General features: G+C 25.0%; 12 protein-coding genes. 6 read left to right on the top strand and 6 right to left on the bottom strand.

What is annotated here, in order from left to right; translation table 11 throughout:
• The first annotated feature begins 10 nt into the window (after positions 1-10).
• On the top strand, positions 11-604 hold the full coding sequence (locus D9V59_RS00900) for a redoxin domain-containing protein (protein ID WP_158364212.1): 594 nt from the start codon (positions 11-13) through the stop codon (positions 602-604).
• Between the two features lie 96 nt (positions 605-700).
• Here D9V59_RS00900 and D9V59_RS00895 read toward each other — a convergent pair whose 3' ends face one another.
• Positions 701-1,426, bottom strand: a complete 726-nt coding sequence (locus tag D9V59_RS00895; RefSeq protein WP_158364210.1) for a DUF2076 domain-containing protein — start codon at positions 1,424-1,426, stop codon at positions 701-703.
• A 259-nt stretch (positions 1,427-1,685) separates the two neighbouring features.
• Here D9V59_RS00895 and gyrA point away from each other — a divergent pair, with 259 nt between their 5' ends.
• From gyrA to yfaE, 4 genes are all read left to right on the top strand, one after another.
• Complete coding sequence (gene gyrA / locus D9V59_RS00890) at positions 1,686-4,202, top strand: DNA topoisomerase (ATP-hydrolyzing) subunit A (RefSeq protein ID WP_158364208.1); 2,517 nt, start codon at positions 1,686-1,688, stop codon at positions 4,200-4,202.
• Positions 4,203-4,266: 64 nt separating this feature from the next.
• Positions 4,267-6,552, top strand: a complete 2,286-nt coding sequence (gene nrdA / locus D9V59_RS00885; protein WP_158364206.1) for a class 1a ribonucleoside-diphosphate reductase subunit alpha — start codon at positions 4,267-4,269, stop codon at positions 6,550-6,552.
• 55 nt (positions 6,553-6,607) lie between these two features.
• Positions 6,608-7,738, top strand: coding sequence for a class Ia ribonucleoside-diphosphate reductase subunit beta (gene nrdB / locus D9V59_RS00880; RefSeq protein ID WP_158364204.1), 1,131 nt, complete (start codon positions 6,608-6,610; stop codon positions 7,736-7,738).
• Between the two features lies 1 nt (position 7,739).
• Complete coding sequence (yfaE, locus tag D9V59_RS00875; RefSeq protein ID WP_158364202.1) at positions 7,740-8,003, top strand: class I ribonucleotide reductase maintenance protein YfaE; 264 nt, start codon at positions 7,740-7,742, stop codon at positions 8,001-8,003.
• 26 nt (positions 8,004-8,029) lie between these two features.
• On the opposite strand, the gene pta is transcribed toward yfaE, so the two are convergent.
• Together pta and D9V59_RS00865 are read right to left on the bottom strand one after the other, a co-directional pair.
• A complete protein-coding gene (gene pta / locus D9V59_RS00870) occupies positions 8,030-10,147 on the bottom strand; it encodes a phosphate acetyltransferase (RefSeq protein ID WP_158364200.1) in 2,118 nt (705 codons plus the stop codon).
• A 39-nt stretch (positions 10,148-10,186) separates the two neighbouring features.
• On the bottom strand, positions 10,187-11,392 hold the full coding sequence (locus tag D9V59_RS00865; RefSeq protein WP_158364198.1) for an acetate kinase: 1,206 nt from the start codon (positions 11,390-11,392) through the stop codon (positions 10,187-10,189).
• Between the two features lie 89 nt (positions 11,393-11,481).
• On the opposite strand from D9V59_RS00865, the gene nadE reads away from it, so the two are divergent.
• Entirely contained in the window at positions 11,482-12,288 is an 807-nt protein-coding gene (gene nadE, locus D9V59_RS00860) for an ammonia-dependent NAD(+) synthetase (protein WP_158364196.1), read from the top strand.
• An 8-nt stretch (positions 12,289-12,296) separates the two neighbouring features.
• Here nadE and sirB1 read toward each other — a convergent pair whose 3' ends face one another.
• The 3 genes from sirB1 to prfA form a co-directional block, all read right to left on the bottom strand.
• Entirely contained in the window at positions 12,297-13,106 is an 810-nt protein-coding gene (sirB1, locus tag D9V59_RS00855) for an invasion regulator SirB1 (protein WP_158364194.1), read from the bottom strand.
• 168 nt (positions 13,107-13,274) lie between these two features.
• The gene (gene prmC / locus D9V59_RS00850) at positions 13,275-14,102 is read right to left on the bottom strand and encodes a peptide chain release factor N(5)-glutamine methyltransferase (RefSeq protein ID WP_158364192.1); all 828 of its coding nucleotides are present in this window, start codon (positions 14,100-14,102) and stop codon (positions 13,275-13,277) included.
• Positions 14,099-15,184: a peptide chain release factor 1 gene (prfA, locus tag D9V59_RS00845; RefSeq protein WP_158364190.1), complete on the bottom strand. Its 1,086-nt coding sequence runs from the start codon at positions 15,182-15,184 to the stop codon at positions 14,099-14,101. The genes prmC and prfA overlap by 4 nt, the downstream gene beginning before the upstream one ends.
• Between the last annotated feature and the right edge of the window lie 180 nt (positions 15,185-15,364).

The raw sequence follows: 15,364 nt of genomic DNA, 5'->3' as shown, positions 1-15,364 counted from the left end.
AGGAAAAACAATGGTTTTAGTCACACAACATGCACCTAATTTTATCGCTCCAGCAATTTTAGAAAACAGTGAAATTACTGAAAATTTTGATCTTAAAAAATATTCTAATGGTCAATCAGTTATCTTGTTTTTTTGGCCTATGGATTTTACTTTTGTATGTCCATCTGAAATTATAGAATTTAATAAACTGCATTTAGAATTTAAAAAAAGACATGTCAAAATAGTAGGAGTATCTATTGATAGTATTTTCGTTCATCAAGCATGGCAAAAAACATTACCTAAAAACGGTGGCATTGGAAAAATAAATTTCCCTATGGTTTCTGATATTAAACATAGTATTCAAAAATCATATGGAATCGAACATCCAGAACTTGGTGTTGCATTACGAGCTTCTTTTTTAATTGATTCTAATTGGATTATACGTCATCAAGTTATAAATGATTTACCATTTGGTAGAAACATAAAAGAAATAATACGTATAGTTGATGCTATAGACTTTTACAATAAACACGGAGAAGTATGTCCAGCTAATTGGGAAAAAGGACAAAAAGGCATAAAAACCACTTCAGAAGGAATTTGTGAATATTTAAGTCAAAATTATTAAAATATCTAAAGTCAGCAAAAAAAAATATTTTATGCTGGCTTTATTTTTTTAATATATTAATAATGTATATTATATATAACTATAAAAAATAAAATTTTAAATAAAATTTTCATCATTTATATCAGTATTATCATAAGTATTATCATCTGTATCATAAATATCATTAGTTGTATCATTTGAATTTAATTCTTCAGATTCATAATTAACTAAATGATTATCAGTAGTGTTATCGGAAAAATTGTCTTCTGAATTAATGTTATGATTTATAGAAGATTGATCAATAGTGTCAAACATTTCTTCTTCTGGTTTAGAATGATTAAAAACATTCATCAGCATATTACCTAAAATCATACCTCCTGCGACTCCAGTAGCTGTTTGTAAAGCATTTTTAAGAAAACCGCTACTATTATTACTTGCAGACGTTGAAAGTGTTTGTGAACGTGAAGATGTATCAAAGTTATGAGAATTATTTAATTTTGAAGGATATTCTTGCTGTTTCCATACATTGCTATCATTAGGTTTTGTATAAGAACTAGGATGTTTTTTAAATAAATTTGATAGAAAACTTGATTTTTTATTTTGTTCTTTTTGATTTAAAAAATTTATATTTCGTTTTAATTCTTCAATCTGTCTGCTCATTTTTTTTATAGCTGTTTCTTGAATCAATATTGTTTGTGCCATATAATAAGAAGAAGACGGTTGTTTTTTTACTAACATTTGAATTAAATTATCTGCAGATATATCTCTTTCAGAAGATTTTAATTCAGCATTTTTCAAACGATGAAATAAGTTTTCTATTAAATTTTTTTCTTCATCTTTCATATTAAGATCTCACTTTAAAGTCAAGTTAATAAAATATTTTAGTTTAAATAATTTCTTTTTAAATTAAAAAATACTATTATTATCTTTTATAATAATACTTTCATCTAAAATAAACAATATAAAAAAATTTTTTATAATAAAGAAATTTATTAAAAATATTATCATGAATAATAATTGTCTTTATATGCTTCTAACACTTTAACTATGTTATACTTTTCTACTTAATTTCATTGTTTTAATAAAAGAGATAATAGTTTTTATGAAAGACCCTGCACGAGAAATTATACAGGTGAATATTGAAGAAGAGCTAAGAAGCTCCTATTTAGATTATTCCATGTCTGTAATAGTTGGTCGAGCTTTACCTGATGTTCGAGACGGTTTAAAACCTGTTCATCGAAGAATTTTATTTGCTATGCATATATTAAATAATGATTGGAATAAAACGTACAAGAAATCTGCAAGAATAGTAGGAGATGTTATTGGAAAATATCATCCACATGGAGACTCTGCAGTATATGACGCAATAGTAAGAATGGCTCAAAAATTTTCTTTACGCTATATGCTTATAGACGGACAAGGAAATTTCGGTTCTGTAGATGGTGATTCTGCTGCAGCTATGCGATATACAGAAGTTCGAATGTCTCGAATAGCTCATGAACTTTTAAATGATTTAGAAAAAAATACTGTTGAATTTTTACCAAATTATGATGGAACTGAAAAAATACCAGAAATCCTTCCAGCAAGAATACCTAATCTTCTGATAAATGGTTCATCAGGTATAGCTGTAGGGATGGCAACAAATATTCCTCCTCATAACTTACATGAAGTTATTAATGGTTGTTTAGCTTATATTGATAATAATAATATTACTTTACAAGAATTGATTGCACATATTCCAGGACCAGATTTTCCTACTGCGGGGATAATTAACGGAAAATTAGGAATCGAAGAAGCTTATCGTACAGGAAAAGGAAAAATTTATATTCGAGCACGTAATAAAATTGAAAAAAATGTAAAAAATAAGAAAGAATCAATTGTATTTGACGAAATACCTTATCAAGTAAATAAATCACGTTTAATTGAACAAATAGCTGAGTTAGTAAAAAATAAAAGAATTGACGGGATCACTGCTTTACGTGACGAATCTGATAAAGATGGCATGAGAATTGTTATTGAAATTAAAAAAGAAGCAATACCTGAAATAATTTTAAATCAACTGTACTCTTTAACGCAATTACAAATTTCTTTTGGAATTAATATGGTTGCTTTGTGTCAAGGTCAACCAAAAATGTTATCTTTAAAAGAAATATTAAAAAATTTTATATCACATAGAAAAGAAATAATAATAAGACGAAGTCTCTTTGAATTAAAAAAAATGAGTAAACGCATTCATATACTTGAAGGATTAAACGTTGCTTTAAAAAACATCAATCTAATTATTCAATTAATAAAAAATTCAAAAAATTCAGTAAATGCAAAAAAATTGATAATTGAAAAAAAATGGATTTTTAAAAACATACAAAATTCTATCAAAGCTCAAAAAATAATAGAAAAATCAAAAAAATTATCTAATGAAAATCAAGAATATTTTTTTACTGAACAACAAGCGCAAGCTATTTTAGATCTGCGTTTACAAAAACTTACTAATTTAGAACATGATAAAATTATTACAGAACAAAATATTTTACTGGACAAAACTAAAGAACTAAAAGAAATACTTAAAGATTCTAATCGCATGTTTGACGTAATTAAAGAAGAATTATTATTTATACAAAATAATTTTAGTGATAAAAGACGTACAGAAATAATTGAAAATCAAACAAATATTAATGTTGAAGATTTAATTAATCAAGAAGATGTTGTAGTAACATTATCTCATTCAGGATATGTTAAATATCAACCTTTATCTGATTATAATGCTCAAAGAAGAGGAGGAAAAGGAAAATCAGCTGCAACAATGAAAGAAGAAGATTTTATAGAAAGTCTAGTAATAGCAAATACACATGATACTATATTATGTTTTTCTAGTCGAGGAATTCTATATTGGATGAAAGTTTATCAATTACCAGAATCTAGTAGACATGCAAGAGGAAGACCTATAGTAAATTTATTACCATTAAGTGCTAAAGAAAGAATTACAGCTATATTGCCAGTACATGATTACAAAGATAATCTTAATATTTTTATGACTACAGCTCATGGTATAGTTAAAAAAACCTCCTTAAATCAATTTAAAAAACCTAGAGTTACAGGAATTATTGCTATTAATTTACATGCTAATGATGAATTAATTGGAGTTGCTTTAACAAATGGAAATAATAATATTATGTTATTTACACAAAATGGCAAAGTAGTTCAATTTTTAGAAAATAGCGTACGAACTATGGGAAGAACTGCATCTGGTGTCAAAGGCATTAAAATTAAAAAAAATGATAAAGTTGTTTCTTTAATTGTACCTAAAAATAAAGGGAGTATTTTAATTGCAACTAAAAATGGATATGGTAAACGCACAAAAATTACTGATTTTCCTATAAAATCACGTGCTACTCAAGGTGTTATATCCATAAAAATTACAAAAAAAAATGGAAAAATAATCGGAGCTATACAAGTTGTAGAGCAAGATCAAATTATGATGATCACTAATGCAGGAACTTTAGTTAGAATTAGAGTGTCTGAGGTAGGAATATTAGGAAGAAACACACAAGGTGTAATCTTAATAAGAACTTCAAAAAATGAAAAAGTTGTTGCTTTACAAAAGATTGTAGAACCTATATAAAGAAAAATATATTTTTATAAAAATAAAATATATTTTTACACTTATTAAAATAAGTTAAATTAATATGAAAAAAAGTCTCTTTGTTATTAAAAGAAATGGAAAAAAAGAAAAAATAAATTTAGATAAAATTCATAAAGTATTAAATTGGGCGGCAGAAGGATTAGATGATGTCTCTGTTTCTCAAGTTGAATTATGTTCACGTATTCAATTTTATAATAATATTAGTACTGTGAATATTCATGAAACTATTATTAAAGCCGCAGCTGATTTAATTTCAGAAGATACACCGGACTATCAATATATGGCTGCAAGATTAGCTATCTTCCATCTTAGGAAAAAAGCTTATGGAGAATTTGAACCGCCTACTTTATATAATCATGTAAAAAAAATGGTTGCTTTAGGAAAATACGATAAAAATTTATTAGAATACTATTCTTATGAAGAATACTTAGAAATGAATTGTTTTATTGATCATTGGAGAGATATGAATTTTTCATATGCAGCGGTAAAACAACTAGAAGGAAAATATTTAATACAAAATCGTATTAGTGGAAAAATATACGAAAGTGCACAATTTTTATATATCTTAATATCTGCATGTTTATTTTCTCAATATTCAAAATGTATTCGAATGGATTATATCAAGCGTTTTTATGATGCTATCTCTACTTTTAAAATTTCATTACCTACACCAATTATGTCAGGTGTAAGAACTCCTACTCGTCAATTTAGTTCTTGTGTTTTAATTGAATGTGCTGATACTTTAAATTCTATTAACGCTACTGCTAGTTCTATTGTTAAATATGTTTCTCAACGTGCAGGAATTGGCATTAATGCTGGACAAATTCGTGCAGTAGGCAGTCCTATTAGAAATGGAGAAGCTTTTCATACTGGGTGCATACCATTTTATAAATATTTTCAAAGTGCTGTAAAATCTTGTTCACAAGGAGGGGTGAGAGGTGGAGCTGCAACTATTTTTTATCCAATATGGCATTTTGAAGTAGAAAGTTTATTAGTTTTAAAAAATAATAGAGGAATTGAAGAAAACAGAGTACGTCATATCGATTATGCTCTTCAAATTAATAAATTAATGTATGAAAGATTATTATCAGGAGAAAAAATAACATTATTTAGTCCATCAGATGTACCTGAATTATATGAATCATTTTTTTCTGATCAAAAAAAATTTAAAGAAATATACATAAAATATGAAAAAAACAAAAACATAAGACAAAAAAGAATCAAAGCATTAGATCTATTCTCATTAATGATGCAAGAACGCACTTCTACTGGACGCATTTACATACAAAATGTAGATCATTGTAATTTACATAGTGCATTTAATCCTAAATTATCTCCAATAAAACAATCTAATTTATGTTTAGAAATTACACTTCCCACTAAATCTTTAAATGACGTTCATGATAAAAAAGGAGAAATTGCACTGTGTACACTAGCAGCTTTTAATTTAGGAACTATTAAAAATCTTAACGAACTTAAAGAATTATCAATATTATCTGTACGCGCACTTGATGAAATATTAGAATATCAAAATTATCCAATATTAGCTGCTAAACAATCAGCTGTTTCTAGACGTTCTTTAGGAATAGGTGTAATTAATTTTGCATATTATTTAGCCAAAAACAAACTACGTTATTCAGATGGCAGTGCAAAAAATTTAACACATAAAACATTTGAAGCAATTCAATATTATTTGTTAGAAGCATCTTGCGACTTAGCAAAAGAAAAAGGAGCATGTTCTTTATTTAATCATACTAATTATTACTTAGGGAAACTACCTATAGATACATATAAAAAAGATATTGATAAAATATGTAATGAACCATTACATTTAAATTGGAATTTATTACGAAATAAAATTAAAAAATATGGATTAAGAAACTCTACATTATCTGCTTTAATGCCTTCAGAAACATCATCACAAATATCTAATGCAACTAATGGAATTGAACCACCAAGAGGTTTTATTAGCATTAAAGTTTCAAAAGATGGGATATTACGTCAAGTAGTTCCGGACTATAAAAAATTAAAATCAGAATACGAATTACTTTGGGATATACCTGATAACACAGGATATCTAGAATTAGCTGGTATTATGCAAAAATTTGTTGATCAATCAATTTCTGTAAATACTCATTATGATCCAAAAAGATTTTTAAATAATAAAATTCCTATGAAACAACTTTTATACGATCTTTTATTGTCTTATAAATTGGGATTAAAAACATTATATTATCAAAATACTAGAGATGGTTCTAAAGATTATCAAAATATTAAATCTGAAATCTTAGAAAACAACATTTGTGAAAGTGGTTCTTGTGTTATATAAAAAAATCAAATATATTTTTTAAAAAAATATTAAATTAAATATTAGGTAAAGTAGTATGTCTTATACAATATTTTCTCAAAAAAAAAATAATCAACTTAAAGAACCGATGTTTTTTGGACAACCCGTCAATATTGCACGATACGATCAACAAAAATATAACATTTTTGAAAAATTAATTGAAAAACAATTATCATTTTTTTGGAGACCAGAAGAAATTGATCTCTCTAGAGATAGAATAGATTTTCAACATTTACCTGATCATGAAAAACATATTTTTATTAGTAATTTAAAATATCAAACGCTTCTTGATTCAATTCAAGGCAGAAGTCCTAATGTAGCTTTTTTACCTATTATTTCTATTCCTGAATTAGAAACATGGATTGAAACATGGTCATTTTCAGAAACTATTCATTCGCGTTCTTATACTCATATAATAAGAAATATTGTCAATGTTCCATCATTAATATTTGATGATATTATTTCAAACAAAAACATTAATGATCGAGCTCAAAATATTTCTATATACTACGATGAATTAATAAAAATAACTAATTATTGGCATTTATTCGGTGAAGGAAATCACTTAATCAATAAAAAAAAAATTAATATTAATTTAAATTTATTAAAAAAAAGATTGTATTTATGCTTAATAAGCGTTAACGTTTTAGAAGCAATTAGATTTTATGTTAGTTTTGCATGTTCATTTGCATTTGCAGAAAGAGAATTAATGGAAGGAAATGCAAAAATTATCAGATTAATAGCACGTGATGAAGCTTTACATTTAACTGGAACACAACATATTTTAAATCTTTTAAGTAACATTAATAACGACGAAAATATGAAAGATATTGCTTTTGAATGTAAAGAAGAAGCTATAAATATATTTTTATTAGCTGCACAACAAGAAAAAAAATGGGCTGAATATTTATTTGAAAATGGTTCTATGCTTGGATTAAATAAAGACATTCTTTGTCAATATATAGAATACATTACTAATATTCGCATGCATGCAATAGGTTTTAACATGCCATTTAAAAAACAGTCTAATCCCATTCCTTGGATCAATGATTGGTTAACTTCTGATTACATACAAACAGCACCTCAAGAAACAGAAATCAGTTCTTATTTAGTCGGACAAATTGATTCAGAAGTATCTGACAACGAATTTAAAAAATTTCAACTATAAAATGAACTTTTCTATTATCAATATAATTAATATCAAAAAAAATATAATATATAAAAAAACAAATCTATTATTACTCATATTAGAGCTAAATAACGTCAATATAGAATATCAATGTCGATCTGGATATTGCGGTTTATGTCGTATAGAATTAATTAAAGGAAAAATATTTTATTCAATAAAACAGCCAATGGCTGCTTTATTTAAAAAAAGAGAGATTTTTCCATGTTGCTGTCAACCAGATGGAAATATCATAATTAAAATTTAAGATAAATTTTGTTTATTATACATATCTTATATATCTTGAATAGATGTCAACGCAATTGTGTAAATAATATCTTCTATTGATGCACCTCGTGATAAATCATTGACTGGTTTTTTTAAACCTTGCAACATTGGACCAATGGATAAAATTTTAGAAGAACGTTGTACTGCTTTATAAGCTATATTGCCAGAGTTTAAATCTGGAAAAATAAATATATTTGCAGATCCTAAGATTGGTGAATTTGGTGCTTTTAATTTAGCAACTGTTTTTGAGATAGCTGTATCGTATTGAATAGGACCATCAATAATTAAATCAGGTCTTCTTTTTTTTACAATGCAAGTAGCAGTTCTGACTTTTTCAACTTCATATCCAATACCAGAATTGCCAGTTGAATAAGACAACATAGCAATACGTGGTTCTATTCCGAAAATTTTTGATGAATCTGCAGTTTGAATAGCAATTTCTGCTAATTCTTCTGCAGTAGGATTAATATTAATAGCACAATCACCATAAATTAAAACTGAATTAGGTAATAACATAAAAAAAATAGATGAAACTAATAAACTATTAGGACTAGTTTTAATAATTTGTAGCGCTGGACGTATAGTATTATAAGTAGTATTAACTGATCCAGAAACTAATCCGTCTACTTGATCAGCTTCTAATATTAATGTAGCTAAAACAATATTATCTTCTAATTGTTTTTTAGCTAACAATTCATTCATGCCTTTTGTTTTTCGAAGTTCTACAAGACGATTAACATAATTTTTTCTTATTGATATAGGATTTATTATTTCAATGTTTCTGCTTAATTTAATTCCTGCATTATCAGCTATTCTATAAATCTTTTTAGATTCACCTAATAACACGCATTGAGCAATCTTATCATCATGACATATAGAAGCAGCTTTTAATATTCGAATTTCATATGATTCAGGTAATAGAATACGTTTATTTTTTTCTCTTGATAATAATTTTATATATAAACAAAATTCTTTAGGCGAATATTTTTTATTATAACTATATTTTTTTTTAAAGTTTGTTATAGAAGAATAGCAAAAAAAACTAGAAACATATTTTTGTAATTTATTAATATATATTTTATCTTTCAAATAAATATTAAAATTAAAATTGCATAATTGAGATAGAATTTCTAACGTATTAAGTTTTGTAAAAAGAACATAAATACACCTGCGAATAAATACTTGACATAAAGATATAATATTTTTTTTTGAATTTAATACTCCAGTTAAAATAACACCTTGAATATTATGCATTTTTAGATTTAATTTAAAAAAATTTAAAAAAATATTTATACGACTAAAAGAAAGAATAACTAAAGTATTAGAATAATTTTTGTTTGATATATTTATATAATTCTCATCAAATATCATAATCTTTTCTACGTAACAAGATTTTTTTTCTATTAAATTTAAACATTTTATGTTTAAAAATCTATAAATTTCTAAAATATTTGTTTTTATAATTTTTTTGTTCCATGGAATGCAAGCTATAGTTGAAAAAAATTGATTCTTGAATAATTTTTTTTTAATAATTAAATCTCTTTTATTTTTTTCTTTTTTTCTTAAAATTTTTAATTTTTGTATAAAATTGCATTGTTTATCTATAAAAGGAGAATTAATTTCATTAAAAATGATGCCTAAAATATTTTTATATTTTTTATTTTCTAAAAATAATTTAATTTTATTTTCTTTTTTCTGAATATATTCAGATGAATTATATTTTAAATTTTCTATAAATATTACTTCTGCACTAGAATTTTGAGAAATATCAAAATTAATTTGTTCAGCATTAATGCTATGATTATACTGAACTCCTTCAATTAAAATTAAATCATATAAAAATTTTTTTTGATAACATTCTTCAATTATCTTGTTTAATAAAGTATCATATTCATAAGACGCAAAAAAAACTTTAGAAAAATCTACAACATCTAATGTATCAACACGCTCTGAAAAATATTTTTTAATAATTAATGATGTACTATTAAATGCACTATTGATACAAGAAATATATAAAATAGACTTAGAAAGTTTATGCTTAGAAAAAAAATAAATTGTACTTAAACTAATTGTGGTTAAACTTGCGTCTTTGTTTAAAGGAATAAGCATTATAGTGCGTGACATAATTATCCTATTATGATGACATCATTTTTTTAAAAATAACTATTTTTTGTTAATTATATTCATTGTTTCTTTGGCTATTGCTAATTCTTCATTTGTTGCAATAACAAATACTGGCCAAGAAAGATTTTTACTAATTAATCCGGATTTTCCCATTATCATAGATGAATTAAGTTTGTTATCTATCTTAAATCCTAAAAGAGATAAACGAGAAAGAGTTAATTTTCTAATTAATGGTACATTTTCGCCAATTCCTCCTGTAAAGACAATTCCATCTAAACGATTTTCCATTAAAGTAGTATAAGCTGAAATATATTTAGATAATCGATGACAAAATACATCTACAGATCTTTTAGCATTTTTTTTAATATTATAATTTTTTTCAAAATAACGAAAATCACTACTTATTTCACTTAAACCTAATAATCCTGATTTTTTTGTTAAAATTATCTCAATTTCATCAAGACTCATATTGAGTTTTTTATTCATAAAAAAAACAATAGAAGGATCTATATCACCACTCCTTGTGCCCATTACTAATCCTTCTAAAGGAGTTAATCCCATAGAAGTATCTACACATATTCCATTGCAAATAGCAGAAACAGAAGCTCCATTACCTAAATGACATGTTATTATATTTAAAGAACTAAATGTTTTATTTAAAATTATAGAAGCTTTTTTAGCTACATATTTATGACTGATACCATGAGCACCATAACGTCTAATGCCATATTTCTTATAAAAATTATATGGTATTGCATATAAAAAAGAAATTTCAGGCATATTATGATAAAAAGAGGTATCAAAAACTGCTACATTTTTTTTTGATAAATTAAAATATTTTTCTCTAAATATTTTAATTCCTATTAAATTTGCTGGATTATGTAATGGAGCAAAAGAAATCGCATCTTTAATTTTTTTAATAACATCTTCATTAATTAACATTGATTTTTTAATTTTAATTCCTCCATGAACTACTCTATGTCCTATTCCTATTAAATTTTTTAAAATATCTTTTTGTTTAAATAAAACTTCATCTATAATAAATATTAAAGCAGTTTTATGATCAATTTTTGAACCTATGCTTTTTTTATATTGGATTCCTAAACACTTCCATGTGATAGATGTTTCTGGTAAAAATAAACATTCTACTACACCAGATAAATATTTTTTTTCAGTTTTAGGATTTAATATTGCAAATTTTATAGAAGAACTACCACAATTTAATACAAGAATTAAATTATTCAATTTTTTATCCGCTTTTTAATAATATTAAAATAATTAATCTTAAAGGATATATTTAATCTTTAATATATAAAACAATCAGGAAAATATATATGAGTATTCAAAAAAAAATTATTAAACTATTAGGAGTAAAATCAATTATTAAACCAGAAATAGAAATTATAAATTGTATTGATTTCTTAAAAAAATATTTACTTCATCATCGTGATTTAAAATCTTTAATAGTTGCGATTAGTGGAGGACAAGACTCTACATTAACTGGAAAATTATCTCAAATAGCTATAGAAGAACTAAGAAAAGAAACGAAAAATAATAGTTATAAATTTATTGCATTACGCTTACCTTATGGTATTCAGTATGATGAAAAAGATTGTCAAGATGTTGTTAATTTTATATGTCCAGATCAAGTTGTTAATGTTAATATTAAACCAGCAGTTTTAAGTAGTGAAGAATCTTTACAAAAATCAGGAATTTTTATTTCAGATTATATCCGAGGCAATGAAAAAGCTAGAGAAAGAATGAAAGTACTATATAGTATTGCTGCAGTTAATTGTGGTCTGGTAGTCGGAACAGGACATGCAGCTGAAAATATCACTGGATTCTTTACAAAATATGGAGATAATGCAACAGATATTAATCCTATTGCTAAATTAAATAAAAGACAAGGTAAATTTTTACTAAAAAAATTAAATTGTCCTATGCATTTATATCTAAAAAAACCAATGGCAGATCTAGAAGATGAAAATCCACAACAAGAAGATGAATGTATTTTAGGCGTAACATATGATACAATTGATTCATATTTAGAAGGCAAAAAAATAGATCCTATTAGTCAAAAAATTATTGAAACAATGTACTTAAAAACATTACATAAACGTAATCTACCAATTACACAATAAAATATATTTTAATGCAAAGTAATTTTTTTCTTCTCAATAGAATGAATTTGAACTTTGATAATTTCACTAATTGGATCTTCAGGACAGTGTTCTACAAAATAAATTAAATCTGTTAAAGCAACATGATTGCATTCTAATTGAGCATATATTAGTCCTCTATCGCGAATTTCATACGGGTCATTTGGATCAATATGTAATAATAAATTAGTTACATTTAAAGCTAATTCCATTTTTTTTTCTTCCATTAATGCAGACTTCAATGTATCTAACATTTTTCGAATGACTGTAATAGATTCAGCTGTATATAAATCGTTTTCATATAATTCTGCGGTTGGACTAATATTGCCTTTTAACCATACTTCTAATGTATGTTGGTCTAATATATCTCCATTAAAAGGATTAATAAGCCATTTTTTTTTATTCAACCAATCTGCTCTTAAAATAAGTTGAGTAGGAAAAACTACAGGATTTAATGGTAATTTTAATTCTTGAGCAATATGGAGAAAAAGAATACCTAAAGACACTGCAGTACCTTGACGTGTTTTCAATACATTATCAATCCAGAGTACATCTGAAAGCTTATAAACACCGCTTGCACTACCAAAATTCCAATTAATATAAAACAGTTCTAATAATTTTTCTAACTTTTTTTTTGGTTCATGTTCAGATGAAATATAAGACTTTGCTTCCTTTGTTCTATTTTTTAATTCAGATAAAACAGAATTTGTAGGAAAATCTTTTCGAATCGCTTGAAAAGCAATCATAATAGATTCAAAAAGTGATAATTTAGAAAAATTAATATTAGAAAGAGATATCATTTTATTAGTAATAGTAATATTTTTAAAGTAGTTAAAAAATTTAAATTTTATGAAAACTTATAATAAGCAATATATTATATATTAACATATATTAAAATTTTTTTATTGTTATTAATATAATATATTTATTTTTATAAGAATTTATTAAAATCATGCAAAATTCTATTTTTATATTTTTCTTCCAACTGTTACACGATCATTGCCTCCATAATCTTGATAAGATTCTATTTGGAAAAAATGATATTTTTTAAATAAATATTGCACTTGCAATTTTTGCCGCCATCCATGTTCTATTAACAACCAACCTCCTGAAAATAAATAATTGTTTGATTTTTTTATAATCTTTTGAATATCTAACAATCCATTATTATTAGAAATTAAAGCATTTCGGGGTTCAAAAAAAATATCTTTTTTTAAAAAATGTAATTCTTTTTTACTAATATAAGGAGGATTACTTATAATAATATTAAATTTTTGATGAACATTTGAAAACCAATTGCTATAAAAGAAAGAAATATTTTTATAATTTAATTTAAATGCATTAATTTTAGCTATTTCAAGTGCTTTTTTTGATTTATCAATTCCTATAATATTCCAATTAGAACATATACTTGCTAAAGCTAGAGCAATAGCTCCACATCCAGTTCCTAAATCAAGAATAAGAGAAGAGTTAGTATTTATTTTAGATACTGCTTGTTCTACTAAAATTTCTGTATCAGATCTCGGGATAAGAGTATCATATGAAACGCGTAAAGACAAAGACCAAAATTCTTTTTCTTTAATTATATAAGCTATTGGTTCTCCTAAAGATCTACGATATACTATATGATTTAAATATTTATACTGTTTTTTAGTTAGTTCAACATAATCAGTTGTGATAATAAAACTACGATTACGCTGTAAAATATAACTTAATAAAAGTTCAGCTTCATATCTAGGATTATCTACATAAGATAATATTTGAATAGTTTTTTTTAACCAATTTTTAATATTCATAGTTTTGATTTAGATAGAGAAGAAAGTATATCAGCCTGATATTCTTGAGTTATTGGATCAATTAGCAGATCTAAGTTTCCTTCTAATATTTCATCTAATTTATATATAGTGAAATTAATTCGATGATCTGTAATCCTATTTTGAGGAAAGTTATAAGTTCTATTTCTATCTGATCGTTGACCAGTTCCTAACAATACTTTTCTCATTAAAGAATTTTCTTGATGATTTTTCTCTAACTTATTTGCATAAATACGTGCTGATAAAATAGATAATGCTTTTGCTTTGTTTTTATGTTGAGATCGTTCATCTTGACATTCTACTACATTTCCAGTAGGAATATGGGTGATACGAATAGCAGAATCAGTAGTATTAACGTGTTGTCCACCAGCACCAGAAGACCGAAAAGTATCAATTTTTAAATCAGAAGAATTAATCTCTTCTTTTTCAGTTTCAGGAGTAACAGGCATAATAGCTACAGTACAAGTAGATGTATGAATTCTTCCTTGTGATTCTGTTTCCGGTACTCTTTGTACACGATGACCGCCAGATTCGAATTTCAAACGACCACAAACACCTTTTCCTGTAATCTTTGCAATTATTTCTTTAAATCCTCCTTTCTCGCTTTCACTAGTATTCATTATTTCTACTTTCCAAAAATGAGATTCTGAATATCGCGTATACATTCTAAAAAGTTCACCAGCAAAAATTGAAGACTCATCTCCTCCAGTTGCCGATCTAATTTCAATAAAACAACTATGTTCATCATTAGGATCTTTAGGTAACAATAATTTATGAATTTTTTCTTCTATTATTTTTTTCTTTTTTTTAAATAAATACAATTCTTCTTCTGCCATATCTTGAATTTCTACATCTTTCAATAAAGAATTAATATTCTTAATATCAATTTCTAATTTTTCCCATTGAATAAATAATTTGATAATTTCAGATAGTTTTAAATATTCTTTAGATAAATTTTTAAAATTTTCTTGATTTGATATAACATCTTTTTGAGTAAGCATTAATTCTATTTCTTGATAACGAATTTTCAAAGATTTTAATTTATTTAAGATAGAATTATTCATAATATTCCTTTATTTATTAGTATTTAAAAAAAATATTAATTAATATCAAATGTTTAATTATTAATATATTCAAAAATATATTTTTAATAATTTTAAAAACTATGAATATTAGAATATTTATATTAAAATGATTATATCATTTTAAATCTTTTTATTGTAATTTCAATAAACACTAATATA

It is taken from the genome of Buchnera aphidicola (Artemisaphis artemisicola) (assembly GCF_005082365.1).
GTDB lineage: Bacteria > Pseudomonadota > Gammaproteobacteria > Enterobacterales > Enterobacteriaceae > Buchnera > Buchnera aphidicola_AR.
This window is presented reverse-complemented; position numbering and strand designations above follow the sequence as displayed.